Raw genomic sequence first — 26,672 nt, 5'->3', positions numbered from 1 at the left:
GCGTTAGCGACGGGGGTGGTACTCGTTCACCCGGCCTGCCAGCGGATATTTATCGGCAATCGTGTTCCCGGACACAGGAACCAAAGACTTGCTTTCAGACTTCTCCTCCAGTTTCCGGTTCACCATATTCAGCAACACCACCGACAACCCGCCGAAGAAGTACCACTCATAGCTCTTCAGGCCATAGCTGGCGAGGCTGAACAGCAGGTTCATCAACAGCCAGACCTGCATGGCCTCGTTCGCCCGGAACAGGAAATCGTCCTTGGAAATCGTCCGTATCAGCCGCCCGGCCTTGAGGAAGTTCCGGATCATGGCCTGCAGGTAGAGAATGAACAGGATAAGACCAATCAGGCCAATCTCCTGCCAGATTTCCGCCCAGAGGATATGGGAAATCTGATCCTTACCGGCCACGTTCCAGTTGGCCTCCCGGGACGTGCCCAGGCCGTGCCCGATGATCGGGCGGTTCATGGCGACTTTGAAGTCGCTCACCCAGCCCTCGATTCGCCCTTCAGCGGAGGCCGATTGGCGAGTGTCGTGGCTGACGAGCGACAGGTAGCGGTCACGTTGGATGTCATTCAGGTTCAGAAAAATCACCGTTAAACCGGCAATCCCTATCATCGCCAGCAACGCCTTCCTCTTACTTTTCAGAAAAACGCCAAAGGCAATAATAGCAATGGCCAGCACCCCTGAGCGGGATAACGTAAGCCCCATGGTGTACAAGAGAACCGGAAAAAGAAGAACGTATAACGCGAACATCTTTCGGCTGATTGGAGCGACGACGTAATGCAGAAACGGTAAGACCGTCGCGATGATGAAAGCGAGGCCGTTTGGGTTGACTGTGTCTGACGGTGCGCCGGCCAGACGACCGGCAAAATCCCCGTCTCCTAAATATGTCGCTGATCCCAAGTAGCCAGTTGTGACATTGAGTGCGAGCGGCTCAAGAATTCGAATCAGATTACAGCCAACAAAAATACCGACCACCCACATCAGCCGCCTCTGATTGACAACTAAGTTCACCGTAAAAAAATAAAAAATTGATCCTTTTACAAAGGCAATCAAACCGTTATTAATAACGGATCCAGGCCATTCCACCAGCGGCAAAGTGACGATTGCGTATATTAGGATCGCAAGAAGATACTTAGAAGCATCATCCAAGCGAGACCCTCGCGTGACCTTCGCGCCAAAAATCAAATACGAAATCACTCCGACTAGCAAAAAATCAAATCGAATGATTCCCAGCAACGGTATTCGGGCAGGTAAATGCAAGAAAAAACTGACCAAGTAAAGCAAAAATAGCCGATAAGGTAGGCGCGTTGTTTTATCCACCGCTTCCGCGCTGATCGCTTCTCTCTGTATACTTGTATCCATTATTATTCAAGAACCCTGAGATAAAGGTTATAGATAGCATCTACCGTGGAGCGTACTTCAAACCGACGTGCTGCAGTAGCTTGATAATCGGAAAAAGGCGCCCTTCCCTTAGCAACACAATCGCGAATGCTCTCCGCTAGCGAATCTGCACTACCTACATCGGCAACTACCGCTGGCGTTCCCTTCAAAACCTCACGGAGCCCGATACAGCTGGTTCCAACGAAAGGGACGCCGCTACATAGCGCTTCCATCGGTTGCAGCGGGCAAGCCTCCCATAATGACGGCATCACGATTACATCGCAGCCTTTCATCGCACCAGATACGTCAGGAATAAAAGGAACGAAAGAAAAGTAATCATCTAACCCTCGCCTTTCAATATCACTTTTTTCCTCTCGAATATAGGCACCTGATCCAAAGCAAATTACGTGACAACACAGTGGATCAGCATCTGATTTCAGCTTTTCGACTGACTGAACGAGATAACGAAATCCTTTTTGGGCCATAAACCGGCCAAAAAAACCAATTACAGTTTTATCGTTGGATAGCCCGAGTTCAGCTTTCAAATCTCTCGCCTGCGCTTTTACGAACTGCTCAGAATCCACCCCGTTTAAAATAACTATACTGTGATCCAAATCAAAAAATGGCAACATCTCTTTTAAATTACGTTCTGCATCGAACGACACAGAGTGCACTTTCGAACAGCTATTCAGTACCAGCGCTAGAAGCCACTTCTTTATATTCCCCAAAAAACCACAAAATTGCTTAGAATTTAATACGTCATGAGAGGTTAGCAACAATCTCTTTCTAAAAATTAAACAAGGAGTAATCGCTGCAATAGCTGAGGTAAACCCATGAGCGTGAACCAAGTCATAATGCTTATTCTTCATTTTTTTTGCTACAGATAAAGACAACATAGCAACGCTGCTTGATTCATCCACAAGCCAAAAATCTTCAACTGAGTTATATAGCTCTTCCTTCAGCAACCGCCCACCTTCGCTATCAACTGCTATCACACTAAATAGAACATCCTGTCCAGGAAAAAACCGAAAAACATACTTTAAGAATGTTCTAATGCCGCCCACAGGCCATCTAACAACGAGTAAGACTCTATATTTTTTAGCCACGGTTACCTCTTTACGAAGCTGGCTAGAGCCACCTTCTAAAAATTTTATTATAAAAACCAGAGATATGATCTAACAATATTATAAAAACCAGCGAGTTCTAGGCGTATACTTTCTATATTCTAGTCTAGAATTTCTAATCCGACCGCCACCACCCTGCAATGAAAGCGGAGATGCAGATGATTCGAAGCGCTGCGAAGCTTCTTCCTGAGTCCATTTACCCTTTACTAAAACAAATGTACTACAGGCGGCAGATCGCCGCTGGAAAATTCATTTCACCAGAAGTTGAGTTTACACGCCTATCACGTTTTATCACCAAAAATAGTTGGGTTATCGACATTGGCGCCAATGTAGGACACTACACTAGAAAGTTCTCTGAAATTGCTAAAAATGGTCGAGTTTTTGCCTTCGAACCACACCCCGTTACGTTTTCTTTCCTGGCTGGGAATGTTGCAGATCTAAACAACGTGACTTTGGTGAATGCAGCAATTTCTGATTGCTTTAGCTTAACCGGTATAACAGTTCCTAACGACAACTATTACCAAGCACATCTCAGCAACACAAGCAAAAACAAAGTTATCACTCTTCACCCTAATTCCTTCCAGTTCAGCGACACTATCGATTTTATAAAAATTGATGCTGAAGGCCATGAACCAAAAATTGTAGATGCTCTATCTGACATTATAACAAAGGATCGTCCTGTACTGATGATAGAACTTAATACTAAGTTTCTTGAAGAGTGGTGTAAATCCAACGACTATACATTCACGGACTTTCCAAACTCACATAACCATATACTAGCCCCAACAAACCACCCATGCTTTGATAAACAGTAGGTGCCCGCCCTTGCCTTTAAAGCATACAGTTTTAAAAGATTGCTTCGATAAATCAATCTCTTATTAAAAGATGACCACATTGTCATTTCGAAAATTGTCGCTAAACTTGTACATTACGGGTTCTTTGAATGTGGTCTATTAGGCTCATAAAGGTCGGACGTGATGAAACCAGTTCTGAAAAGCTCATTAAAGACAATAGCATGCAGCACAGCTTTAGTCCCTTGCCTCGTAGCGGAAGGGTTTGCTGCGCCTCAAATCAGTTCTGTCACTCAGAAGACTGACGGTGGGGAGTCTCAGCTGGTCATTTCAGGCTCAGGCTTTGGCAACAAACCACACCCTCGTCCACTCTACTATTTTGACTTTGAAGATAACTCCCGAGAGCAAAACTCTTCTTTTTCAATGACATCTGAAAGCTTGTCGACAGACGGAGAACTGGTCAGCGAGACAACGCCATTTGGTTCGGGAAACGTATTGCGATTTACTATTCGACAGAGTTCCTCCGCAGTCGCTATACCGAGAATAGAATTTGATTCCGATCAGTTATATGTTTATTTCAACCGTCGCTATAGCTTTTCTATCGACGATTCTTCAACGTGGGGATCTATCGGGTTCAACTTAAAAACCAATCGATTATGGGGAGATTCTGGAAACAATATATACATTGGATATCAAGGTAAAGAAGGAACCAGTTCGGGCCGAATTTATCCGGAATACACAGCTGAAGGTGGTGCCACTTGGGTTGGATCCGATCTGGCGCAGTTGGAAGATCAATGGACACAGGAAGAAATAGTATACCAGGCTAGTGATGTCGGTGAACAGAATGGGCGTTTCGACATTATCAGAAATGGAAACTCAGTACATGACAGCAATTTCCGAATGAGAACTAGCTCTTATCCTGATCGCTACAGTCAACTGTACTTTGATCAAATCAGCAACGGCACCAACGCAAATCAAACACTATATATTTACTATGACAACATTTATGTAGATGACTCTTTCCATCGTGTTTACTTGTCGGATGCATCATCGTTTTCTGACGCCAAAAACAGAATAATTCAAATCCCAACAGATTGGAGCGATTCAAACGTCGTCGTTAACATAAATCCCGGGGACTTTGATTTATCTAGCGCCTATGTTTATGTGGTTGACGGAAATGGCGACGCAAATAGTAATGGTGTTCGCGTATGTGCAGATGATTGTCCGTCTCCCCCAAACCCTCCTGCGCGAATCGATATTCAGTAAACCTGTCCAGATGCCTGGGCTGTTACGCGTTTACGTCTCATCGGCACCGCCACCAGGACGCAGCACAGTAGACCGCCTAGAGTTAGCGATAACGAGGTCGGTTCAACGACCTCAGTTATTATTAAATTATCAAAGTACGATGTTACGCCGTACTGGTGGCCGCCTAACTGCAGCATTCCTAGTCCAGCTGGGCCACTAGTACCCAAATTCCGCAGAACCTCAATACCGGGATTACCGGAAGCAACTTTCCACTCACTAACGGAAAATAACGCGGTTTCCGAACCGTTTACCAATGTAACGGGATCGAAGAAAAGAAAAATTTCATATAATCCGCCTAGATCATTAGTGGAAAAAGTCACGTGCTGGCCGATCTCTGATTCAAATCTCCAAACCTTAGAGCCGAACGATATATCCAACAACATCAATGCATTTTTGCTATCGTCAAAAACAGCTTCCATCGCAGCAGTACTTTCTTCTCCCGTATCCAAATCTGTAAGCTCATTAGAAATCTCATAGCTTATTAAAGCCGCATTTACAGACGCGGATCCCAGCATAAGCACGAATATCAAAGTCCACTTAAACATATTATCGCCCTTCGACGTTTCATAAGCATTCGTTCAAGCTAACACTTATGCACCTGTCGTCAAAAACTATTTTTATCTAAAAATAAAGCTCGTTATCGGCTCTCATTATTTAAAAATGATCGATCAATGGTTTTAGTTCTTGCTTCAAACTCTCTACTCTTCTCTTTATTTCAACGAGATAATTCGCTTTAAAATCAATAATTTCGGAGCGAAGATCATCTGCACAGTAGAGAGCTTCTTGAATCGTCTCGGCAATCTGCTCACCATTATTTTCTGTGAACATGAACCCCTTACTGAAAGTAGTTCTTGACGCTAAATTATTTGAAAGAACACCAGGCGTTTCTGATGCTATTGCTTCATAAGCTCCGCACACTAAGCAACTATTACGACTTGTCAAATCTAAAACCAAGTCAGAACCACACATTAATTCTATATAATCATCGGAGCTCAAAAAACCTTCTAATATAAAGTTAGTCGGCTTATCCATGCCACGAACTTGAGAAGGAACCTTTCCTGTTGCATGAACTGAGATACCTTTACCCTCTAGAAATTTCGCGGCACGAATTACTTCTAAATAAGGCTCATCATAAGCCCATGTACAAACAAAAATTACACGCCTGCTTCCTTTTGATGCTTCTTTATTGCTTTGGCCTTTAAACATTGATGTAGGTATTGGATCAGTAAGTACGAAAGGGTTCCCACCCATGCCCAGCACTTTATTGGCCAAATCCCCGTTAGTGACTATGGTTATATCAACATTCGCAACCACCCATTTCGCTACAAAATTAAGAAACCTGCTTCTCCCTTCTAACGGAAGGATGCCAGCGTTATGAGCATCCATTACTAGTATTTTTTTGTGAACTGGACGCATAAAAACAAGGAGAACCGATAGAACAAGCGAAGGATTTTGGAAGAAAATAACCGGAGTCGAAGATTGCTTTACAACTTTAACTGTACAAATCAGAGATACAACGTAACGCTTCAATCTATTTCCATGAACTACAATTTCATGAAGAGGAACATCTAAACATTCCGACAACGAACGGCTGCGAGTATGTCGCTCCCAAGAGAGCCAAATCCCTAAATGAGCTGTCATTAGTTAACCGCCATTTCTAAATAACCCTAATAATAGCCGACTCCATGTAGTTCTTTTGAGTCTAGGCCATATTCCTATTATTCAAATACGTCATCCCATAAAGATTCTTCTCAAACAAATCCCACAACTTATTCGCCGGATACCGGTTGATCGCCCACGGATCCGCCAACGGATGCCGGCTGGGAAAGGCCGCCACCGCCACCTGGTATCCTGCCGCCTGGATCGCTGACTTCACCTCTGAATTGAAATCGATGGGCTGTCCGTTGGGATAACAGAAGACCTGGGCATCCACGCCCAACTTTTCGCGAATCAGCTGTCTCGACAGTTCAAGCTCGGTGGTCAGGGCATCCTGCCGCAGCTTGGTCAGTATGGGGTGGCTGTAGGAATGACTGCCGATGTCCAGCCCCTCTTCCACCATCGATTTGACCTGCAGCCAGTTCAGCCCCTCGTACTCCGGCGGTGGTCCGGCGGGGCGGGCGACGTCGAGTTGCTCAAACAGGTTCGCGATCAAGGTTTCTTTCTGATCGTTCGGGATCGTCAGGCAGTGGTCGGCGATGGCATTCCACGCCTGGTTCCGATCGCTTGAGATATCCAGGCTTGTGTCCATCCCCGTAAGGGTGACCGGGCCTTTTCGTGCCGTTTTATCGATGGCGTAGCGCACTTGATCTGGCCACAACCAGAGATCGTGGTTGACGAAGCCAGTGGTGATAAACAGCGTCACCGGTATGCCCTCTTCCTTCAGAACCGGAAAGGCGTACTCCGCGAAATCCGCGTAGCCATCATCGAAGGTCACGACGACGGCGTGATCCGGCACCGTGCCGCTGTGGTGTGCCTCGATCAGTTGGGTCAGGTTCATGGGATGAAAATCCCGCTTGATCATCCGCATCTGGTCCCGGAACTGGTCGACGTGGATCTTGCCCGGTTCGTCATGGGGCGAGATGCGGTGATACATCAGGATGCGTGGATGCTTTCGCGCCAGGAACCGGGCCAGGCGGAGCCCTCCAATCGGTCGGCTCACCTTATAGATCAGTTGGTTAACGGTCATACCTGCCTCTTACGCCTTCCCTTCTCTCAGACCCGCCGCAACATCAACTTGGCCAGGGACCGCCACCCCTGCCAGTAGAAACAATCCCGAAGCAGCCCGCGACCAACGTCCAGGAAGGGCTCCAGGAAGGACTTTTCAGCGGCGGCAATGGACATGCCGCGGCTGATGTACATGTCGGCCCACGCCCTCGATTCCAGACGCTCCGGAATCACGTTGGGGTTTGCGCTGAGAAACTTCTCGAGGATCAGGAAGGCGTTGTCATAGCGCCCCCGATAGTTTTTCGACATCTGCCCGGGCCAGATCCGGTAGATGTAGGTCACGTCGTTGACGTACTGGAAGTCCCAGTCGACGGAATAACGCAGCCAGAGATCCCAATCGATGCCCATCGGCAGCGACTCGTCGAAACGGCCGTTTTTCTCGACACAGGCCCGACGGATGACGGCCGTGCCGAACGGTACGAAGTTCTTGATGATGAGCTGCTCGGTCACGCGGCCGCTGTGACGCTCGTAGGGCTGCGCCTTGTTGATGTGCGCGCCCTCCTGATCGATGTAGGACACCTCGCTGTACACCACGCCCACGGCGGGATCATCGAAATACGCCATCTGCAGCTCAAGCTTGCGCCGGGACCAGAGGTCGTCGGCGTCGCAGAAGGCGATGAAATCCCCCCGGGCCTCTTCCAGACCCCGGTTCTTCGCGCGCGGCTGGCCCTGATTCCCGGTCGGGATGTAGCGGACCCGCTCATCAGTCGCAAATGCCTGCATGGCCTCTGCCGTGTTGTCCGTGGAGCCGTCGTCCACGACCACCACTTCCAACGCCTGCCAGCTCTGATCCAGTACGGACTGGATCGCTTCCGGCAGGTAATGCCCCATGTTGTAGGTGGCGATCACCACGGACACCAGCGGTTGTTCGTTCATACTCATCCCCTGCACATACTCATACCCGACAGATGGAAAACCGGTACTTGCCAGACGGCTCCTGGGGAATGGCCGCCACGTCCTGAATGGTGCAGCGCACCCGTTCGTCAAACACTTCACGCAGCGCGGCCAGCAACGCCGGATCGGTGCCGGCGTCGAACTCGGGCCCCTTGACGCGGTTAATCGTCAGGTTGTCGAGTGTTTCCTGGACGAGCTGCATCTGTTCAATACCCGGAACTTTCGTCAGCGTGCGCTCCACCAGGGAAATGCCAGACACCTGGCCACCGGTCGGCAGTTTGAGGAAGTCCGCCACGCGGCCTTCGAGGCGTTCGAGTATGGGCAGCCCCCGGCCACACTCGCAGCGCCGTTCGGAGTACACGCCGACGTCCTCCACCCGGTAACGAATCAGCGGCATCGCAAAGTTGTTCAGGTCGGTCACGACGATCTTGCCGGGCTCTCCGGGCGCCACCGGTTCATCGTTGGCATCCAGGAATTCGACGTAGACGTGGGGCAGGTTCAGGTGCATGCCGTTGTGCTGTTCGCACTCACAGGCGATCAGCCCGACTTCCTCGCAGCCGTATCGGTTGGTGACCCGGCAGTCGAACGCCGACTCGATCACCCGCCGCTCGTGGTCCAACAGCATCATCGAGGTCGCCACGATGCCGTGCGGGCGCAGATCGTGGATGCCGTTGTCCTGCAGATACTGCGCGAAGATGTAGATGGAGTGCGCATGGCCGAACACCGCGCCGGGTATCTCCCGTCGCCAACGCTCGACAAAGGCGCCCATCGACTCCGGGTTCAGGTCCATCGTGTCCAGGTAGATGGTGCGGTCCAGCAGGTGGTGACGCAGGGTCTGCTTCAGACCCTGGGGCACCGGCGGGTTGCCCCAGACGGACGCCCGCTTCATGCCCATATCCCAGCCCGCCCAGCGATCCGCAAGCAACTGGGCGGCGTTGCGACGCTCCTGGCAGGGCTCGTCGAAATACAGATTCAGAGAAACGCCGGTGGATCCGCCGGTCTTGGCGGTTACCAGGGAGGCCCTGGACGACGCGTCACTGATAAAGGCATCCAGGTGGTTGCGGATGCTTTGCTTGGTCGTGACCGGTATGCGACGGAATTCCGCCGGCGAATCAATGGACTCTGCCTGAACGCCGTGTTCGGCCAACAGATCCCGGTAGAAGGGACTGTTCCGTGCGGCGTGGCGGATCATGCCCTGCAACCGCTGCCATTGCAGGGTCTCAATATCCTCCCGCGGCCACCATTGTTGCCGTTCGAGTGCCTTCCACTCGGCCAGACGCTGGCTGCGATCCTTCACGTCCCAGAGCGGATAGAACACATGCTTCGATAGCTGCTCCATCATGCGGCGCGCTCCTCCTTCATCAATGTTCGATACAGCGCCACGTGACGATCCAGCATGGTTTGCACGGAATAACGTCTCATAACCCGCAGCTGCCCTTCCCGGCCCATGGCCTGGCGCAGCTCGGGCCGCTCGATCAGATGCTGCAACCGGCGCGTCATCCCCTCGACGTCCCCCACCTCGACCAGGAAGCCGTTCTCTCCGTCGGACACGATTTCAGGGTTGCCACCGGTCCGGGTGCACACCACGGGCTTGCCGCAACGCATGTACTCGATGATCGCATTGGAGAAACCTTCCGACTCGGAACACAGCACGGCGATGTCGAACGCCTCGATCCAGCGTTCGGGATCCGGTTGGCTGCCGGCAAACTGGACCCGGTCCCCCAGCCCCAACTGCCCGGCCAGAGCCTGATACGGCGCCGGATCGCCACCGCCGACGATCCGCAGGACAACGTCACCGCCTTCGGCAACCAGTCCCGCCACAGAGCGAATCAGGTCGTCGATTCGCTTGATGGGCCGGAGGTTGGCGACAATACCGATCACCACGGGCGGCCGGTGTGGAGACAGGACCGTCGGTTCCATCGCGTCCACCGGATACCCGTTGTAAATCACGTGTACCTTGTTGTCCGGCAGGCGTTCGGCGTCACGGGTCAGTGTGGCCACCGCCTCGCTGTTGCACACGGCCGCCGACACCCAGAGCCCTGTCAGCCGAAGCGCCCGCAGATACAGTGACGAATACCAGAAGCCCATGTCCCGGCGCGAAATGATGGTTTGCAAACCGGCCAGTCGCATCATCGGCGGACAGATGACCGAGGCGTCGTTGAAAAACACATGCACCAGCCCGAAACCCTCGGCTTTGAGAGTTCGCGCAAACCGATACACCCGCCGCCAGCTCCCGGGGTCCGCCACGCGCCCGACTCCGAGCTCTTCCACCGGGACCGGAAATTCGCCACTGCGGGTGTAATCCGTGCCTCGAAAAACCGCAAAGCGAAGTTCCCAGCCTTTCCGGCTCAGGCCTTCAACCAGCTTGAACACCTGGCTCTCGGTGCCGGCGTGCGGGTGGTTGTACTGATCCATGACGATGCAGAGTTTCATGACGCCACCTGCTCGTAGGCCGACAGGTAGAGGCGCCCCATGGCCTGCCCGGAATAGTCGCTGGAAACCCGCTCCCGGGCCCAGGCGACTCGGGCCTGACGGTCCGCCTCCGCCGCCAGGCACTGATCGATGGCCTCCCGGAGATCCTCGCCCTGGTCGAGGCGCACCACGTAGCCACCTTCGCCGTTTCCCAAAACCGCGGCCATTTCACCGACGTCCGACGCAATCACGGGCACGTCCAGCGCCATGGCCTCCAGCAGGGTGATCGGCAAACCTTCGGTGTAGGACGGCAGACAGATCGCATCGACGGCCTGCATCAACGCCGGCACGGCATCGCTGTAACCGGGCATCATCAATGCCTCCGCGACACCGGCCTGCTGGGCCTGACGCGCCAGCGCCGCACGTTCCTTGCCTTCGCCGATGATCAGCAGCCCGGCCTCCGGGTGGTCCGCCCGCAGCGAGGCGAACGCCGCGACCAGGCGCTCAAAGCCCTTTTCCCGGGACAGTCGCCCCACCCCCAGAAGCACCGGCGAGTGGGCGGCGATAAAGTCAGCGAAGTCGGCCGGCAGCGGCTGCCCGGCCGCCTGGCGCAAGCCGTCAATATCCAGGCCGTTGGGAATCACCGATGTGCGGGACGAGCGCGACAGTCCCTCCGGGATATCCTTCATCATGGCGTCGGACACCACGATGACCCGGTTCAGTCGCCCCAGGATCACCCGATCCAACGACTCGTACAGCCAGGACTTGCTGAAGCGCGCCGCCTTTACGTAGCCATGTAAGGTCGCCACCATCGGCAGGCGCCGGACCGACTGCGGCCACATGCCCATCAGCACGTTGAACTTGTAGCCGTGGGAATGCAGCAGTTCATAGCCCCGTTCCCGCGCCCAGCGCAGGATCCTGAGCGCCTCGGACGGATTGAAGCCGGGCTTCATGCGCCAGCTCTCGACCGGCAAACCCAGCCGCCGCGCTTCCGTTTCCAGCGGCTTTTCCGCCATTCCCGGTTCGCCAGCGCTCAGTATGAGCGGCGACAGGCCGACGGCGATTTGTTCCCGTACCAGTGTCAGCAGCATTTTTTCGGCTCCGTAGAGACCGCCACTGTCGATCAGATGCAACACCCTGGTGACCACCAATCATCCCTTCCTTGGGTTCCAGATCACTTTCTTTTCGCCCCGGACAAACGATCGCGTGGCCCGGTAACACGCCAGATTGAGCAACATCAGGTAATAAGGTGCGGCCAGGTAAAACGGCAGATGCCGCCCATCCCGCTCGCGCTTGCGGCCCAGCCAGGCGCACAGGTAGACGGCCACCAGCCCCAGCAGGCACAGGCCATAGATACCGCCCCGATCCGCCAGCAGCAGCGCGGTGATCGTCAACAGGATCTGCGGCACGAAAGCCAGGTAGCGCAGCAACTTGTGGGACAGCAACTGCCAGGCAAACACGCCGAAGCGCAGCGGGTTCAGGAGCTGCGACATGTCCTTGAGCGCCCACAGTGCGCGAAGGGTCACGCGGACGCGCATGCTGAACTCGCTGGCACTGTCTTCCAGGGCTTCTTCCTTGAGCAGTGCTTCGGGCTCGTACACCACGCGGTAGCCCTGCTCGACCACTTTGAGCGGCTGGACGAAATCCGGTAACTGATCCGCCCGTAACGGCTGATACAGCGACTTGCGCATGGCGTCGATGCCACCGTCCACGCCAACGATGGAGCCGATGCGGGTCTCCTGGACGCGCAACGCGTTCTCGTACTTCATGTAGGCGCTGCAACCGTCTCCCACCAGGTGCCCGGCTTCGTTGACGTAGACCATCTTGCCGGTGACGTAGCCCACCTGCTCATCGGCGAAATTGCGAACCAGCCGCGCCACCGCCATGGCATCCCACTGGGAGTTGGCATCGGAGAAGGCGATGATGTCGCCCCGGGCTTCCGGTACCAGACGGTTGAGCCCGGCGGTCTTGCCCTGGCGGGGACTCTGCCGGAACAGGCGGATGTTGAACGGGCTGTCCTGCGCCAGGGCGCCGACAATGGCGTCGGTTCCGTCGTCGGACTCGTCGGAAATCACCAGGATTTCCAGTTTGTCGGCGGGGTACACCAGTGCCTGCTTGTTGCGCAGCGTCGCCTCGATGTCCCCGGCCTCGTTATAGGCCGCGATCAGGATGGTGACGCTGGGCTGGTAATCGTCGTCACGGTGCACGCGACGCTCCGCCCGCCCCAGCACGTAGGCCACCAGCGGGTAGCCCAGGTAGATGTAGAGCAGGAGCAGCAGCGAGATCCAGAAAATCAGGGTGAGCATGGCGGCGTTCCGGGCTCCTGCGGCTAGTGGGGCGCGCCGGTGAGGCGCGATGCGGAAGCCGTTGCGTCAGGCGTTGAGTGGCTTTCCCCGGTAACCGGGTCCGCCGCGGCTGCGGGCTCCAGCACGCCCTGCTCCCGCAGCACGTCACTCATCGGCCCGAAACGGAAGCGGCGCAGGAGTTTCTCCAGCCGCGCCTCGCAAACGTCCAGGTTGTTGTAGTGCCGGAAGCGGGAGAACCATTTGACGTCCAGCCGCGGCTGCCCGGGGTCCACTTCCCACGGATGCAGATAGAACACGAACGGCTTGCCCTGGCGGTTGATCTGCCCCAACCCCCACTGGCTGAACCAGTACGGGAACAGCCGGAAGTAACCACCGCCGGCGATGGGCAGCGTGTAGCCGGGAAATTGCAGCGTGCTCAGGGGAAATTCCGCCAGCGTGTGGCCGTCGTCGGTGGTCAGGCGGTGGGGCCAGCGGGGCGTACCCGGCATGCCGTAGCGGTCATGATGCACCGGGAAAATCGAGGAATCCCAGGTAAACCCTTCTTCGCACAGGATATCCAGCGCCCAGCGGGACTGCGCGGTGATCGAATAGCTGGCCGCCCGATAGCCGGTGACGGCTTCCCCGGTAATGTCTTCCAGGATGCGCTTGGAACGACGCGTCTCCTCGCGGAACACCTCCGGCGTCTGGTTGTAGATCAGCTGGTGGCTGTAGCCGTGGCTGGCCACTTCATGCCCCGCCTGCTGGATGCGCCGCACCAGCTGGGGCGAGCGCTCCGCCACCCAGCCCAGGGTGAAGAAGGTGGCCTTGATGCCGTGCTCGGCAAAGCGCGCCAGCAAACGGTCGGTATTGGCTTCGACGCGATACTCCATGCGGTCCCAGTCGTCCCGCGATACGGCCTCGGCCAGGGCGGCGACCTGGAAGTAATCTTCGACATCGATGGTGAGCGCGTTCAACGGCGCCCGGCTGTTCCCTGTGGTGGTATTCATCGGAACTGATACTCCACGCTGACCGACACCCAGTTCTCGGTGTATTCCCGGGAGGAAACGTCGCTGGTGCGCCGGTTGTGGCCAATCTTGCCACTGAGGTCGAGGTCCGACAGCAGGCGCGTCGACAGTCCCAGGTCGATGCCGAAAATATGGTCTTCGGTGTCATCGTCCTTGTAGCTCAGCAGCGCCGCGTCAGCGCCCGCGGTGAAGTCGATCTGGCCGGTCACGGGCCGGCGGTAGTCAACCACCAGCGCCACGCGCCCTTCGCGGGAGTCGGTATCCAGGTTGTCTGATCGGTTGGCGACACCGGTCAGCTCGAAGCTGGACCCATCGCTGTTCTCCCGGTTGTAGCCGGCGCGCACGTCGGTCACTTCCAGGGCGTTGGTGTCCTCGATGGTGTAGGTCACGTCATTGAACTCGAAATCAAACTCGGAGGCCTCATCGGTAATCTCGCGGCTCGCGGCAATGTAGACCGACGAGGACGCGTTGATCTGGCGCTCCATCCGCAGATCCCCGACCCAGCCATCGAATTCGCTTTCCTGGGGGCCGAATTCACGCTCCAGGCGGGTGCCGCCGAAGGAGCCGGAAATCGTGGTGGCGGCGAACTCCTTCGAGAAAAACAGCGTGGCGGTGTAGCGGTCCACGTCCTCGCCGTTGTCGTATTCGGTGCGATCCGCGGACAGGTTGAGCCCGCCGGCCAATGTCTGTGAGAACAGGTGGCGCCAGAAAGCGGTGGTGATGTAACCGTCGCTGTCCCGCTCCTCGGGCTCCTTGTAATCGATGTTCTCGTACTCCACCGAGAAGCTCAGGGTGTCTACCGTCGTCACCGCCCAGACGTAGCGGGGGCCGGTGCGGAAGATGTTGCGCCGGGTGCGGTTGTCGGGCGTGTTGGAGGCCTGGTCGTCCTGGATGACGTCCCGGGTTTCGTTGGAGGCGTCCCAGAACAGGCGCTCCATCAATTGGCAACTGCCCAGCCAGTCGATGTTGGCGTAGGTTTCCGGGTCATAGGTGTCGTCCAGGTAGACGCCGTAGGCCAGATCAGCCGCCAAGTCGGAATTGCAGCGGCCGGGATCGGACCGGTGGCGAATGCCCAGGGTGACCCGGTTCTCCAGATCCGTCTGCTCGTTGGATTCGGAGCGCTCGACGTTGTCGCTCAGCCGACTGTCGGCCCCGACGGTGATTCGGGCGGGTTCGGCATAGGCCATGGTGCACACCCCGTAAAGGGCCAGTGTCGTTACGGTAAACAGCCCTCGAATCATCCCTGATTCGGAATATCTAGCCATTGATGACAGCTCCGGCGAATTTCTGGGGACTGAAGGCTCCGGCCGCCTGTTCGACGGCCCCCGGCGTCACTTTGCCGTGGGGGACGACCAGCAGCGAGAAATCACAGAGTTCCGACAGAATCCGCGCATCCGGTGAATCGCTGACCGGCGCCGTATCGAGGATGATGAAACGGTCGGGGTAGCGGCGCCGTACCGCCTGCAGGAACTGCTTCATGCGGAACGAGGTGAAGAATTCCGCCGGCGATTCGCGATGGCTTCCAGCCGGTATCAGGCGCAGGCGCGGGATGCCGGTCGGGTAGATGATGCGGGCGATGTCGTAGTCGGACTCGTCGAGGAAATCGGTCAGGCCGCTTTCCGGGACCATGTCCAGCATGGTGTGCAGCGACGGGTCGCGCAGGTTGCAGTCGATCAGCAGCGCCGTCTTGGCCTGGTCGAAGGCAAACGCCGCGGCCAGGTTCAGCGCCATGAACGACGTGCCGGCGGATTCGGTCGCCCCGGACACCACCAGGGTAAAGTTATTGCCGCCGGAGACTTCCAGCAGCTTGGTCCGCAGGTTACGGAAGCGGTTGACCAGATCCCGGTTGGGCGATTCCGGGTAGACGATCCGGCGCTCGTCCAGGTCGTCGTTGGTGAGCCGGCGCGGCTCCTGCATCCGCCGGATCTGGCGGCTGATGACGTAACGGTCGACCGCGCCCACACCCAGTTCCAGGGAGCTGGGAACCAGCAGACGGGAATCGTCCCACTCGCTGAACGGTACGCCGCTGGCCTGCTCGACCTCGCCTTCCTTGCCGCCGGAAGCATCGGCACCCGGCTGCTGTGGGTCCTGCCGCGTCTTGCGCTCCCCCGATTTCTCGGAGGACGCTTCGAATTCGCGGTCCTGATGCGTTCCAGCCATCAAAATACTCCCATGACAGAAGCAACAGCTATTCCGATGTACGCCGCGACGATCAGGATGCAGCCAAGAATAACGGTTACGGTGACGCGCCGGTCGCGACGCATCTCAAACGGTGTTCTCACGTTCGGAATCTCGATCAGCACCGGCAGGTTGATGTCGTCCTCAAGCTGGGACTTGGCACGAACCCTTGGGTCGATCTGCACCAGCCCGGCAATCGCCCCCAGCGGTGCCAGCAACCCCAGGAACAGACCGGCCATGGCAAACTGTTCGAACTGCGGCCCCTCGGGTCTAAGCGGGAAACGGGCGGTCTCGTTGATGCGGTAGTTCAGACCCTGCCCTTCGATATCCAGGTGCATCGACACCCGCGCCTTCTCGCGCCGTTTCAACAGGTCGTTGTAGATCTGACGATTGACGTCCATGTCCCGGGTGAGCTTGGAGTACTCCGCCTTATTGGCCTGGATCCGCTCCATGCGGTTCGCCTGCTGGTCGATCAGCCCCTTGAGCGAGCGAATGCGGGTATTGATCGTCTCGATCTCTGTGCGCGCCTGGGCCAGCGACGTGCTCAGTTCCTTGTAAAGCGGGTTGACCGTCTGCTCGGAACGCGGTGCGCGGGTGTCGTTCTGGGCGTTGGCCATCGCGCGGTTGCGCTGGCGCCGGAGCTCGGCAATCTGCTCCTGCAGGATGACGATATCGGGATAGGAATCGTGGTATCTCAGGCGCAGGGCATCGAGCTGCCGCTGCAGGGCCGAAATCCGCTGCTGGTATTCGTCCTGGGTCTGTTCCTGGCGCAGCGTGGCGTTGACGCTCGATAGCTGTTGCTCAAGAGAAGCCACCCGGGTTTCCATTTCCTGTTTCTGCAGTTCGGCCTGCTCCAGGTTACCGCGCAGGTTGGCCATCTTGTTGTTGGCCTCGCCCTCGGTGCCGTCGACGTTTTCCGACAGGAATTGCTTGAGTCGGGCTTCCGACCCGGCCAACTGCCCCTCGTAGCTTTTCACCTGACTGTCGATGAACTCGTAGGCGCTGCGGCTCTCAGCCCGCTTGCGACTGGCGGACTCCTCGATAAAGGCCTGGCCCAGGCGCTGGGACACGCGATAGGCCTCAATCGGCGATTGCGACACGAAACCAATGCTGAAATAGCTGTCCCCGCGAGCCCGCACGCGCAGGTTGCCGCGCAGGCGGTTGACCCGCGATTCCAGTTGCTCCGGATCCAGATCGGCGGCTTCGGGGCCGAAAGTGTCCACGTCCTCGGCCACCCGCTCCATGACCCCGCGGCTCCACAACAACTCCTGCGCGGCGGAGGCCCGCTCGTTGATTTCGGTGGTCACCGCGCTGCCTTCCATGAGCGGCCGGATGATGTTCTCGTCGTCCACGTAGATCACAACTTCCGACGAGTAACGGTAGGGCCACAGGAAGCCGGCCGCCAGTACGCCGAAGCTGACAATGGCGAAGGCCAGCAGGACGAGCCACTTCCGGGCCCGGACTTCCCGCAGCACTTCGCTGGGTAACTTGATAAGTGGGAGTGCCATATCACTAACCTGACTGTTTCATCTCAAGTGCCAAGCCGTTCCGATAAAGACCCGGCCTCAAGTGCTTCGCCCCATAACGGGCGCGCCGACAGAGCGCCCTGACGGCGATCAGAAACTGCGTTCCGGCACGGTCAAGATGTCGCCGGGCTGCAGTTTGTAGTTTGTCGCGATATCACCCTCGGTCAGGATGTCGTCGAGCTTGACCGGAATCGCCACCACCTCACTCCCCAGCGGCCGATAGAGCATGGTGTCGTTGAGGGAGGCAAAAGGATTGGCGCCGCCGGCCGAGAGCACCACATCGAGCACAGTCATGCCCGCCCGGAACGGCATCGACATGGGCTGCTGCACGGCCCCGGTAATCCGCACGCGGTCGGTGAACTCGTGGCTGTTCATGCCGGTCACCACTACGCTCACCTGTGGCTCCCGGATAAAGCTGGACAATTCCTCTTCGATGGAATCGGCCAGGTCTTCGGGCGTGCGGCCACTGGCCATGATGTCACCGACCAGGGGCACGGAAATGCGGCCGTCCGGGCGAATGGGCACGCTGGTGCTCAAGTCCTCGTTACGCCACACCGTGACCTGAACCACATCACTGGGCCCCAGAATGTACTGGTCGACGCCCTCGTGACTGACGTTCAGCGCCTGCTGGATCATTTGCGGCGACGACGCCGGCTGCGAGGCGCAACCCGCAATGAGAAGGGAGAAAACTACCGCCAGAGCAACATACATCCTTGCCATCTCGTGTCCTCACGACATTTACTGGAAGCAAATTGCAGCCGGCCTTCGTGGCCGACCCCGAAAACTGCATGCGTTGTTCTGTTCCTTGGCCTGGTCGCGTCTACCGTGATCCTTTCTTGAAGAGGATCACTTCGACGGTCTGAATAATGACCAGCAAATCCAGAAGAAGACTCTGGTTCTTTATGTAATAAAGGTCATAGCGAAGCTTTTCGCGAGTGTCTTCTTCGTTATCCGCGTAGGCGAAGCAAAGCTGCGCCCATCCGGTTATGCCCGGCTTCACCCGGTGCCGTTCGTTATAGAACGGAATCTTCTCGGCCAGCTGCTCGACGAACATCGGCCGCTCCGGTCTTGGCCCCACAAAGGCCATGGTGCCGTTCAGCACGTTAAAGATCTGTGGCAGCTCATCGATGCGCACCTTGCGGATAAAGGCGCCCACCCTGGTGACCCGCGTGTCGTTCTTTTGCGCCCAGACCGCGCCGTTCTTCTCGGCATCGGTCCGCATGGAGCGAAACTTGTGAACCCGGAACACCTGGCCGTTGAGCCCGACCCGTTCCTGGCTGTACAGCACCGGCGCCTTCCAGCCGTCTTCCAGCTTGATCGCCAGGACCGTCAGCAGCATCAGCGGCGACGACGCGATCAGCAGGGTGCCGGCCGCCAGGATATCCAGTGCCCGCTTGCCCAGGCCGGATACCGACGAGACGGTGAACCCATCGGAAAACACCAACCAGCCCCGAGTGATCATTTCCATGGCAACCTTTCGGGATTCCCGCTCATAGAAGGCGGCGCCATCGACGATATGAACGCCTTCCATCTTGCACTCGAGCAGGTCTTCCATGGGCAAGCCCTTGCGGCGGTCGTCGACCGACACCACGATCTCCCGCACCGGATTCCCCAGGATGTAGCGATGCAGCGACACCGGCACATTGACCAGATAGTTGGCCGGCACCTCCACTTTCTCGCCGTCCATGGGTACGAAGCCGACCAGGTTGAACCCCTTGCGGTTGAACGGGGTTCGCAGATCCTCAAGCAGCTGTTTGGCCCGGAAGCCGGCGCCCAGCACCAATACCTTGCGCTTGAAGGTGTCATCTCCGGCGATCGTGAAGTAGAGCGTGCGCACGATACCCAGCAGGAAGAAGCCGAAGACGGAGGCGGAGCTGATCACGCCGTCTCCCCCCAGATACCAGAGCCAGTTTTCGCTCAGCATATAGGCAGTGAGCGAAAACGGGATGCTCAGCAGCAGGGCCAGGATGGTGCGCAGCATCATGCCCGACAGGCCGTCTTCGAGCCGGGACTGGTGCACCCCCATGGCGACCATCAGCAGCAGGTTCAGGCCGGCGAAGACAATGGCCGACGGGTAGATGTAAGGCAGCGATTCGTTAAAGAACTGAAGGTCGCCGAAAAAGCGGAAAAAAACGGCAATACAGAACGCGCCAATCAGAACCAGAAAATCGATCAGGCCCAGAACTGCGAACGGAATGTGAATGTAATGCCTGAAAATTCTGACGTGTGCCACGTCGACTCCTTTGCGATACGCATACCGGAATCTTCCCTGACGCCGGTGGATCGGACTCCAGATACTACGAAGTCTACTGCATTCGCCTGGCTGTGCAATCGTGTGCATTCCAAAACAAATGACTGAGCTATGTAAAATTTTTCGACAACAAAAACCCCGACTCAGGCCGGGGTTCTCGCTCAAAGCGTTCATCAGTCGTTCCGGATTCAGGCCTTCCGGCGACGCATGACACCAACGCCCGCCAGACCAAGACCCAGCAACGCCAGGGTTCCCGGCTCAGGCACTTCGCCAACGGTCACGTTGTCGATACCGTAGCCATCGCTTTCGTTGTTGGAGTAGAACGTAATCTCGCCCAGACCATCGGTGTCGATGAGGCTGACGTAGAAGACCTGACCGTCATCAAGGCTGCTGCCAAACAGCGCCTCGTAGCTGAAGGTCATGCCGCTGACCGTCAGATAGCCGCCCTCGTCGTTCGGGTCGGTGATGTAGAAGCCGACGGCGTTGTACCCATCGAGAACCGAGAAGGTCATCTCCTGGGAGTCCATGCTGTCGAGCCAGTTGTCATTGTCGGGGCCGGTGGGCACCGCCGACCGACCGAAGAATGGCGTGCTACCGGCGTCCAGGATGGCCACGCCGCCGCTGCAGCTGAAGTCACCGTCATCACAGGACCCGCCTGTGCCCGCCACGTCCTGGGTGAAATCACCCACCGAGGTACTGATCGTATTGGCCTGCGATCCCGTGCCTGCCGTATAGCTTTCAAACCCTTCGGTCAGATAACCGGATTTGAGTTTGCTGAAGAAGGCGCTTTCCGCCGCCTGCGCGGCCGCTTCGCCCTCACCACTGACGGACAGCATCAGCGCAGCGTTGGCCGAAGAGGCAACGCCGGCGACGCCTAATGCGACACCTGCCGTCAAACCGAGTATGCGTTCCATTTTCATTGCACAGCTCCTGTTACAACACTGGTTTTTAGTGATTGTTCACGGCGGCACGTAGCAAGAAGGGAACCAGGATTATCAACCGACTGATTTTTATCGTTTTTAAAGGACGTCCGTACAAAAACTGACGCCTACGCTGTAAATTTTTTGGACATAAAAAAAGAGGTGCCACAAGCACCTCTTTTTTAAAATCTTGCAAAACATTTCATATCACGAACAGATCCATGAATTCGTGTACCGCCATTTGCTCCAGTTTGGGCGGATCCAGGCATAGGGATTCAATCGCCCGGCAACGCGCCACCGGGAAACGGGTCGCCAGATTGTGGCGGAACTTCTCCTCCAGCAGCGCCATCCCCTCCTTGCGCCGGCGGCGATGGCCGATGGGGTATTCCACCGCCACCTGTTCCGTCTTTGAACCATCCCTGAAAAACACCTGCACGGCGTTGGCAATGGACCGCTTGTCGGCTTCCAGATACTCCCGCGTATAGCGCTCGTCCTCGACGACCTCCATCCTGTCGCGCAGGGCATCGATCTCCGGATGGGCCTGGTGGAAATCGTCCTCGTAGTGATCGGCGGTCAGGGAGCCGAATATCAGGGGCACCGCCGTCATGTATTGCAGGCAGTGATCCCGGTCAGCGGCGTTAGCCAGCTTGCCCACCTTGGAAATGATGCGGATGGCGGATTCGTGGGTGGTGATCACCACCCGGTCGATGTCGTCGAGCCGGTCTTTCACTTGCGGGTGCAAGGTCACCGCGGCCTCGGCCGCCGTCTGGGCATGGAATTCCGCCGGAAACGAAATCTTGAACAGCACGTTTTCCATGACGTAGCTGCCGAAAGCCTGGGGTAGCGAGAATCGACGCTGCTCTTCCGGTTTGAGCGCCTGGTCCTTGTTGGTCTTGCTGAACAGCACGTCGTAAAACCCCCATTGGGGCGCAGTGAGCACTCCGGGAATGCCCATTTCCCCACGCAGGGCAATGTCCGCCAGCCGCACCGCCCGGGACGTGGCGTCGCCCGCCGCCCAGGATTTCCGGGAGCCCGCGTTCGGCGCATGGCGATAGGTGCGCAGGGCCTGTCCGTCCACCCAGGCGTGCGACAGTGCCGACAGGATCTGTTCCCGATCCGCTCCCATCAGCCGGGCGGCGACAGCCGTGGACGCCACTTTGACCAACACAACGTGATCCAGCCCCACGCGATTGAACGAGTTCTCAAGCGCCAGCACGCCCTGGATCTCGTGGGCCATGACCATGCTGTCCAGCACCTCGCGCATCGTCAGCGGCGCATGACCCGAGGCCACGCGTTTCTGTGACAGATGGTCGGCAACCGCCAGGATCGCGCCGAGGTTGTCGGATGGGTGGCCCCATTCGGCGGCCAGCCAGGTGTCGTTGTAGTCCAGCCAGCGCACGATGCAGCCGATGTCCCAGGCCGCCTTGACCGGATCCAGCCGAAACGGGGTGCCCGGCACGCGGGCCCCGTGGGGTACCGTTGTCCCCTCAACCAGCGGCCCGAGGTGCTTGGTGCATTCCGGGAAACGCAGGGCCAGAAGACCGCAGCCGAGGGTGTCTATCAGACAGTGACGGGCCGTATCCAGCGCCTCCGGACTGTCGACCCGGAAGGTCAGCACGTAGTCGGCGATCTGTTGGAGTACGTCGTCGTAGTCTGGGCGTTCGTTGAGATCGAAAGTCGCGGACATGCCTGCTCTCCCTTATCCCTGCCGGGGACGCGGCTGGCGTGACGTCACCCCGCCCCGGCTTTGCAATGACGTGAGGACAGTATGGACCGGATGCCGGGGCCCTTCGACCGGCCCGGCCCCTAAAACGGGGAACCTAGAAGGCATCCTCCGGGATGCGCACCCAGCCTTCCATCAGGATGCGGGCGCTGCGGCTCATGATGGCTTTCCTGGCGGTCCACTGACCGTTTACGGACTCGGCTTCGGCACCGACACGCAAGGTGCCCGACGGATGACCAAAGGTCACGGACGTGCGATCGCCGCCGCCCGCCGCCAGGTTCACCAGGGTTCCCGGAACCGCCGCGGCCGTGGCGATGGCGACCGCCGCGGTGCCCATCATGGCGTGATGCAGCTTGCCCATGGACAGCGCGCGGACCAGCACGTCGATATCGGCCGCGGCGATTGCCTTCCCGCTGGACGCCACGTAGCCCCTGGGCGGCGCGACAAAGGCCACCTTGGGCGTGTGCTGGCGATTGGCCGCTTCTGAGACATCGCCGATCAGCCCCATTTTGAGCGCGCCGTGGGCACGAATGGTTTCGAAACGGGCCAGTGCCTCGTTGTCGTTGTTGATCGCTTCCTGCAGTTCCGTGCCCTCGTAGCCGATGGCCTCGGCATTGATGAATATGGTCGGGATACCGGCGTTGATCATGGTGGCTTTCAGGGTGCCGACGCCGGGCACGTCCAGGTCGTCGACCACGTTGCCGGTGGGGAACATGGCGCCCTCACCGTCCGCCGGATCCATGAACTCAACCTGGACTTCCGCCGCCGGGAAGGTGACGCCGTCCAGCTCGAAGTCGCCGGTTTCCTGCACATCCCCGTTCGTCATGGGAATGCGGGCGATGATGGTCTTCTCGATGTTTTTCTGCCAGATCCGGACCGTTGCCAGGCCGTTTTCAGGCACCTGCCCCGGATCGACCAGACCGTTATTGATGGCAAAGGCCCCGACGGCCGCGGTCAGGTTACCGCAGTTGCCGCTCCAGTCGACGAACGGCTTGTCGATGGAGACCTGGCCGAACAGATAGTCCACGTCGTGATCCGGGCTTTCGCTTTTCGACAGGATAACGGTCTTGCTGGTGCTGGACGTGGCGCCGCCCATACCGTCGGTCTGCTTGCCGTAGGGATCGGGGCTGCCGATCACGCGCAGCAGCAGTTTGTCGCGGGCTTCGCCCGGCACCTGAGCCGCTTCGGGCAGATCGGCAAGGTTGAAAAACACGCCCTTGCTGGTGCCGCCCCGCATGTAGGTGGCGGGGATTCTGATTTGGGGTTTGTGGGTCATTTTGGTGTTTCCCGGATTCTGTGGACGATATCGGCCGCTGGGGGGATCATCGGCAGCCCTGCGGGCTGCTCCGAAGCTGAAGCGTCGGCTACATTTTCAGGTCACCCCGAGTAGGTAGCAGATGCTTTAGCTTCTGAGGCACCGTCAGGTGCCCCAGTCAGCCCCACACTAATAGCTCTTGCCTGGCAGGGACGGTTGCTCAAGCACTCGCCTTATCCGCCTCGGCCTCCAGGAAGTCCTGCGCAAAGCGCTGCAGCACACCGCCCGCCTTGTAGATGGACACTTCCTCCTGGGTATCCAGGCGGCAAATGACCGGAACTTCCTGGCTCTCGCCGTTGGCGCGGTGGATCACCAGCGCCAGCGTCGCGCGCGGTGACGGTTCGCCCTTGACGTCGAACATTTCGGTGCCATCGATGCCCAGTGTCTTGCGGGTGGTGCCTTCCTCGAACTGCAGCGGCATCACGCCCATACCCACCAGGTTAGTACGGTGAATCCGTTCGAAGCCTTCGGCAACGATGGCCTCAACGCCGGCCAGGGCCACGCCCTTGGCGGCCCAATCACGGGAGGAGCCCTGCCCGTAATCGGCACCGGCGACGATGATCAGAGGCTGCTTGCGATCCATGTAGGTCTCGATCGCCTCCCACATGCGCACTACCTTCCCTTCCGGTTCGATGCGCGCCAGGGAACCCTGTTTCATCTCGCCGTTGTCGTCAGAAACCATCTCGTTCAGCAACTTCGGGTTCGCAAACGTGGCCCGCTGCGCCGTCAGATGGTCGCCACGGTGGGTCGCGTAGGAATTGAAGTCCTCTTCCGGCAGGCCCATTTTCGCGAGGTATTCGCCGGCGGCGCTGGACGCCAGGATCGCGTTCGACGGGGAGAGATGATCGGTGGTGATGTTGTCACCCAGGACCGCCAGCGGGCGCATGCCCGTCAGGTTCTTTTCCCCGGCCAGCGCTCCTTCCCAATACGGCGGGCGACGGATGTAGGTGCTCATCGGGCGCCACTCGTAGAGCGGGTCGGACTGCGCCTGGGCCTTACGGGTGACATCGAACATCGGGATGTAGGTGTCGCGGAACTGGTCCGGCTTCACCGACGACTTCACGATGGCGTCGATTTCCTCGTCTTGAGGCCAGATGTCCTTGAGCATGATCGGGTTGCCGTCGGCGTCGTGGCCCAGAGCGTCCTTCTCGATGTCGAAACGGATGGTGCCGGCAATGGCGTAGGCGACCACCAGCGGCGGCGAGGCCAGGAACGCCTGCTTGGCGTAGGGATGAATCCGGCCGTCGAAGTTGCGGTTACCGGACAGCACCGCCGTTGAATAGAGATCCCGGTCAACCACTTCTTTCTGGATCTTGGGATCGAGCGCACCGCTCATGCCGTTGCAGGTGGTGCAGGCAAAGGCAACCACGCCGAAGCCCAATTGTTCCAGCTCCGGCAGCAGCTCCGCCTCTTCCAGATACATTTTGACGGTCTTGGACCCAGGCGCCAGGGAGGATTTTACCCACGGCTTACGGATCAGGCCCAGCTTGTTGGCGTTGCGGGCGATCAGGCCGGCCGCGACCATGTTGCGCGGGTTGGAAGTGTTCGTGCAGCTGGTGATGGCGGCAATGATGACCGCACCGTCCGGCATCTCGCCTTCTTTCTCTTCCCACTGGCCGGCAATGCCGCGCTGCGCCAGTTCCGACGTCGGCAGGTGCGCGTGCGGATTGGAGGGACCGGCCAGCGTGCGCACGACCTTGGACAGATCAAACGTCAGCACGCGCTCGTACTCGGCGTTCCTGAGGCTGTCCGACCACAGACCGGTGTGCTTCGCGAAGCTCTCCACCAGAGCCACCTGTTCGTCATCGCGACCGGTCAGCTTCAGGTAGTCGATGGTCTGGTCGTCGATGTAGAACATCGCGGCCGTGGCGCCGTATTCCGGCGTCATGTTGGAGATGGTGGCGCGGTCGCCCACAGTCAGGCTGTCGGCGCCTTCGCCAAAGAATTCCAGGTACGCACCGACGACCCGCTCCTTGCGCAGGAATTCGGTCAACGCCAGGACCATGTCCGTGCCGGTAATGCCCGGCTGCAGCTTGCCGGTCAGCTCCACGCCGACAATGTCCGGCAGGCGCATCATGGAGGCACGGCCCAGCATGACGCTTTCAGCTTCCAGACCGCCCACACCGACGGAAATCACGCCGAGGGCATCGACCATCGGCGTGTGGCTGTCGGTGCCGACACAGGTATCCGGGAACGCCACGCGGTCGCGCACCTGGACCACCGGCGACATCTTCTCCAGGTTGATCTGGTGCATGATGCCGTTGCCCGGCGGGATCACGTCCACGTTCTCGAACGCGGTCTTGGTCCAGTTGATGAAGTGGAAGCGGTCGTCGTTGCGGCGATCCTCGATGGCGCGGTTCTTCTCGAACGCGTCCTTCTCGAATCCCGGATGCTCGACGGCCAGCGAATGGTCGACGATCAGCTGGGTGGGCACCACCGGGTTCACCTTGGCCGGATCGCCGCCCTTCTCGGCGATCGCATCGCGCAGGCCGGCCAGGTCGACCAGGGCGGTCTGCCCCAGGATGTCGTGACACACCACGCGGGCCGGATACCAGGGAAAATCCAGATCCCGCTTGCGTTCGATCAGCTGTTTCAGGGAATCGGTCAGCATGGACGGATCACAGCGGCGCACCAGCTGCTCCGCCAGGATACGGGAGGTGTACGGGAGCTTGTCGTAGGCGCCGGGCTGGATGGCGTCGACCGCCTTGCGGGTATCGAAGTAGTCGTAGTCGGTGCCCGGCAGGGGCTTGCGGTATTGGGTGTTCATGACTTAAGGCTCTTGTGAAGAATGGTCGGAGGGCCTTTGTGTCGGA

At 57.9% G+C, this 26,672-nt stretch carries 22 protein-coding genes; 2 read left to right on the top strand and 20 right to left on the bottom strand.

The window, feature by feature from the left end:
- Nucleotides 1–3 precede the first annotated feature (3 nt).
- Both DKK67_RS08765 and DKK67_RS08760 read right to left on the bottom strand, forming a co-directional pair.
- Entirely contained in the window at nt 4–1,368 is a 1,365-nt protein-coding gene (locus DKK67_RS08765) for an O-antigen ligase family protein (protein ID WP_111495985.1), read from the bottom strand.
- A 2-nt stretch (nt 1,369–1,370) separates the two neighbouring features.
- On the bottom strand, nt 1,371–2,492 hold the full coding sequence (locus DKK67_RS08760) for a glycosyltransferase family 4 protein (RefSeq protein WP_111495984.1): 1,122 nt from the start codon (nt 2,490–2,492) through the stop codon (nt 1,371–1,373).
- Nucleotides 2,493–2,668: 176 nt separating this feature from the next.
- On the opposite strand from DKK67_RS08760, the gene DKK67_RS08755 reads away from it, so the two are divergent.
- Complete coding sequence (locus DKK67_RS08755) at nt 2,669–3,325, top strand: FkbM family methyltransferase (protein ID WP_162628793.1); 657 nt, start codon at nt 2,669–2,671, stop codon at nt 3,323–3,325.
- Nucleotides 3,326–3,487: 162 nt separating this feature from the next.
- The gene (locus DKK67_RS21580) at nt 3,488–4,567 is read left to right on the top strand and encodes a hypothetical protein (RefSeq protein WP_162628792.1); all 1,080 of its coding nucleotides are present in this window, start codon (nt 3,488–3,490) and stop codon (nt 4,565–4,567) included.
- On the opposite strand, the gene DKK67_RS21575 is transcribed toward DKK67_RS21580, so the two are convergent.
- The 18 genes from DKK67_RS21575 to acnD form a co-directional block, all read right to left on the bottom strand.
- Nucleotides 4,561–5,151, bottom strand: coding sequence for a hypothetical protein (locus DKK67_RS21575; RefSeq protein WP_162628791.1), 591 nt, complete (start codon nt 5,149–5,151; stop codon nt 4,561–4,563). The two genes, DKK67_RS21580 and DKK67_RS21575, sit on opposite strands and share 7 nt — an antisense overlap.
- Before the next feature lie 109 nt (nt 5,152–5,260).
- Entirely contained in the window at nt 5,261–6,247 is a 987-nt protein-coding gene (locus tag DKK67_RS21570) for a glycosyltransferase family protein (RefSeq protein WP_162628790.1), read from the bottom strand.
- A 61-nt stretch (nt 6,248–6,308) separates the two neighbouring features.
- Nucleotides 6,309–7,292 carry a polysaccharide deacetylase family protein gene (locus DKK67_RS08750; RefSeq protein WP_111495982.1) on the bottom strand — a complete coding sequence of 328 codons (984 nt, stop codon included), beginning with the start codon at nt 7,290–7,292 and terminating at the stop codon, nt 6,309–6,311.
- A gap of 26 nt (nt 7,293–7,318) precedes the next feature.
- A complete protein-coding gene (locus tag DKK67_RS08745) occupies nt 7,319–8,206 on the bottom strand; it encodes a glycosyltransferase family 2 protein (RefSeq protein ID WP_162628789.1) in 888 nt (295 codons plus the stop codon).
- A gap of 19 nt (nt 8,207–8,225) precedes the next feature.
- On the bottom strand, nt 8,226–9,566 hold the full coding sequence (locus DKK67_RS08740) for a phenylacetate--CoA ligase family protein (protein ID WP_111495980.1): 1,341 nt from the start codon (nt 9,564–9,566) through the stop codon (nt 8,226–8,228).
- Complete coding sequence (locus tag DKK67_RS08735; RefSeq protein WP_111495979.1) at nt 9,563–10,657, bottom strand: glycosyltransferase family 4 protein; 1,095 nt, start codon at nt 10,655–10,657, stop codon at nt 9,563–9,565. Before DKK67_RS08735 ends, DKK67_RS08740 begins: the two co-directional genes overlap by 4 nt.
- The gene (locus tag DKK67_RS08730; RefSeq protein WP_162628788.1) at nt 10,654–11,727 is read right to left on the bottom strand and encodes a glycosyltransferase; all 1,074 of its coding nucleotides are present in this window, start codon (nt 11,725–11,727) and stop codon (nt 10,654–10,656) included. Before DKK67_RS08730 ends, DKK67_RS08735 begins: the two co-directional genes overlap by 4 nt.
- Before the next feature lie 60 nt (nt 11,728–11,787).
- Nucleotides 11,788–12,942: a glycosyltransferase family 2 protein gene (locus tag DKK67_RS08725; RefSeq protein ID WP_111495977.1), complete on the bottom strand. Its 1,155-nt coding sequence runs from the start codon at nt 12,940–12,942 to the stop codon at nt 11,788–11,790.
- A gap of 23 nt (nt 12,943–12,965) precedes the next feature.
- Nucleotides 12,966–13,928: an XrtA system polysaccharide deacetylase gene (locus tag DKK67_RS08720; protein WP_111495976.1), complete on the bottom strand. Its 963-nt coding sequence runs from the start codon at nt 13,926–13,928 to the stop codon at nt 12,966–12,968.
- Nucleotides 13,925–15,211: a porin family protein gene (locus tag DKK67_RS08715; protein ID WP_162628787.1), complete on the bottom strand. Its 1,287-nt coding sequence runs from the start codon at nt 15,209–15,211 to the stop codon at nt 13,925–13,927. The genes DKK67_RS08720 and DKK67_RS08715 overlap by 4 nt, the downstream gene beginning before the upstream one ends.
- A complete protein-coding gene (locus DKK67_RS08710) occupies nt 15,204–16,106 on the bottom strand; it encodes a P-loop NTPase family protein (RefSeq protein WP_228160551.1) in 903 nt (300 codons plus the stop codon). Before DKK67_RS08710 ends, DKK67_RS08715 begins: the two co-directional genes overlap by 8 nt.
- Nucleotides 16,106–17,632: an XrtA system polysaccharide chain length determinant gene (locus DKK67_RS08705; protein ID WP_111495974.1), complete on the bottom strand. Its 1,527-nt coding sequence runs from the start codon at nt 17,630–17,632 to the stop codon at nt 16,106–16,108. The genes DKK67_RS08710 and DKK67_RS08705 overlap by 1 nt, the downstream gene beginning before the upstream one ends.
- Nucleotides 17,633–17,740: 108 nt before the next feature.
- A complete protein-coding gene (locus tag DKK67_RS08700) occupies nt 17,741–18,370 on the bottom strand; it encodes an XrtA/PEP-CTERM system exopolysaccharide export protein (protein ID WP_111495973.1) in 630 nt (209 codons plus the stop codon).
- Nucleotides 18,371–18,470: 100 nt separating this feature from the next.
- Entirely contained in the window at nt 18,471–19,883 is a 1,413-nt protein-coding gene (locus DKK67_RS08695) for a TIGR03013 family XrtA/PEP-CTERM system glycosyltransferase (RefSeq protein ID WP_111495972.1), read from the bottom strand.
- Nucleotides 19,884–20,089: 206 nt separating this feature from the next.
- The gene (locus tag DKK67_RS08690) at nt 20,090–20,821 is read right to left on the bottom strand and encodes a PEP-CTERM sorting domain-containing protein (protein WP_111495971.1); all 732 of its coding nucleotides are present in this window, start codon (nt 20,819–20,821) and stop codon (nt 20,090–20,092) included.
- 202 nt (nt 20,822–21,023) lie between these two features.
- Complete coding sequence (prpD, locus tag DKK67_RS08685) at nt 21,024–22,508, bottom strand: 2-methylcitrate dehydratase (RefSeq protein ID WP_111495970.1); 1,485 nt, start codon at nt 22,506–22,508, stop codon at nt 21,024–21,026.
- Between the two features lie 133 nt (nt 22,509–22,641).
- Nucleotides 22,642–23,820: a 2-methylaconitate cis-trans isomerase PrpF gene (gene prpF / locus DKK67_RS08680; protein WP_111495969.1), complete on the bottom strand. Its 1,179-nt coding sequence runs from the start codon at nt 23,818–23,820 to the stop codon at nt 22,642–22,644.
- A gap of 199 nt (nt 23,821–24,019) precedes the next feature.
- The gene (acnD, locus tag DKK67_RS08675; RefSeq protein ID WP_111495968.1) at nt 24,020–26,626 is read right to left on the bottom strand and encodes a Fe/S-dependent 2-methylisocitrate dehydratase AcnD; all 2,607 of its coding nucleotides are present in this window, start codon (nt 26,624–26,626) and stop codon (nt 24,020–24,022) included.
- Between the last annotated feature and the right edge of the window lie 46 nt (nt 26,627–26,672).

The organism is Marinobacter bohaiensis (genome assembly GCF_003258515.1).
Lineage (GTDB): Bacteria > Pseudomonadota > Gammaproteobacteria > Pseudomonadales > Oleiphilaceae > Marinobacter_A > Marinobacter_A bohaiensis.
This window is presented reverse-complemented; position numbering and strand designations above follow the sequence as displayed.

Bases quoted from the DNA above. Each gene is read 5' to 3' on its own strand.
- DKK67_RS08765 (WP_111495985.1), bottom strand. From the start codon at position 1,368: ATGGATACAAGTATACAGAGAGAAGCGATCAGCGCGGAAGCGGTGGAT.
- DKK67_RS08755 (WP_162628793.1), top strand. From the start codon at position 2,669: ATGATTCGAAGCGCTGCGAAGCTTCTTCCTGAGTCCATTTACCCTTTA.
- DKK67_RS21580 (WP_162628792.1), top strand. From the start codon at position 3,488: ATGAAACCAGTTCTGAAAAGCTCATTAAAGACAATAGCATGCAGCACA.
- DKK67_RS21575 (WP_162628791.1), bottom strand. From the start codon at position 5,151: ATGTTTAAGTGGACTTTGATATTCGTGCTTATGCTGGGATCCGCGTCT.
- DKK67_RS21570 (WP_162628790.1), bottom strand. From the start codon at position 6,247: ATGACAGCTCATTTAGGGATTTGGCTCTCTTGGGAGCGACATACTCGC.
- DKK67_RS08750 (WP_111495982.1), bottom strand. From the start codon at position 7,292: ATGACCGTTAACCAACTGATCTATAAGGTGAGCCGACCGATTGGAGGG.
- DKK67_RS08745 (WP_162628789.1), bottom strand. From the start codon at position 8,206: ATGAACGAACAACCGCTGGTGTCCGTGGTGATCGCCACCTACAACATG.
- DKK67_RS08740 (WP_111495980.1), bottom strand. From the start codon at position 9,566: ATGATGGAGCAGCTATCGAAGCATGTGTTCTATCCGCTCTGGGACGTG.
- DKK67_RS08735 (WP_111495979.1), bottom strand. From the start codon at position 10,657: ATGAAACTCTGCATCGTCATGGATCAGTACAACCACCCGCACGCCGGC.
- DKK67_RS08730 (WP_162628788.1), bottom strand. From the start codon at position 11,727: ATGCTGCTGACACTGGTACGGGAACAAATCGCCGTCGGCCTGTCGCCG.
- DKK67_RS08725 (WP_111495977.1), bottom strand. From the start codon at position 12,942: ATGCTCACCCTGATTTTCTGGATCTCGCTGCTGCTCCTGCTCTACATC.
- DKK67_RS08720 (WP_111495976.1), bottom strand. From the start codon at position 13,928: ATGAATACCACCACAGGGAACAGCCGGGCGCCGTTGAACGCGCTCACC.
- DKK67_RS08715 (WP_162628787.1), bottom strand. From the start codon at position 15,211: ATGGCTAGATATTCCGAATCAGGGATGATTCGAGGGCTGTTTACCGTA.
- DKK67_RS08710 (WP_228160551.1), bottom strand. From the start codon at position 16,106: ATGGCTGGAACGCATCAGGACCGCGAATTCGAAGCGTCCTCCGAGAAA.
- DKK67_RS08705 (WP_111495974.1), bottom strand. From the start codon at position 17,632: ATGGCACTCCCACTTATCAAGTTACCCAGCGAAGTGCTGCGGGAAGTC.
- DKK67_RS08700 (WP_111495973.1), bottom strand. From the start codon at position 18,370: ATGGCAAGGATGTATGTTGCTCTGGCGGTAGTTTTCTCCCTTCTCATT.
- DKK67_RS08690 (WP_111495971.1), bottom strand. From the start codon at position 20,821: ATGAAAATGGAACGCATACTCGGTTTGACGGCAGGTGTCGCATTAGGC.
- prpD (WP_111495970.1), bottom strand. From the start codon at position 22,508: ATGTCCGCGACTTTCGATCTCAACGAACGCCCAGACTACGACGACGTA.
- prpF (WP_111495969.1), bottom strand. From the start codon at position 23,820: ATGACCCACAAACCCCAAATCAGAATCCCCGCCACCTACATGCGGGGC.
- acnD (WP_111495968.1), bottom strand. From the start codon at position 26,626: ATGAACACCCAATACCGCAAGCCCCTGCCGGGCACCGACTACGACTAC.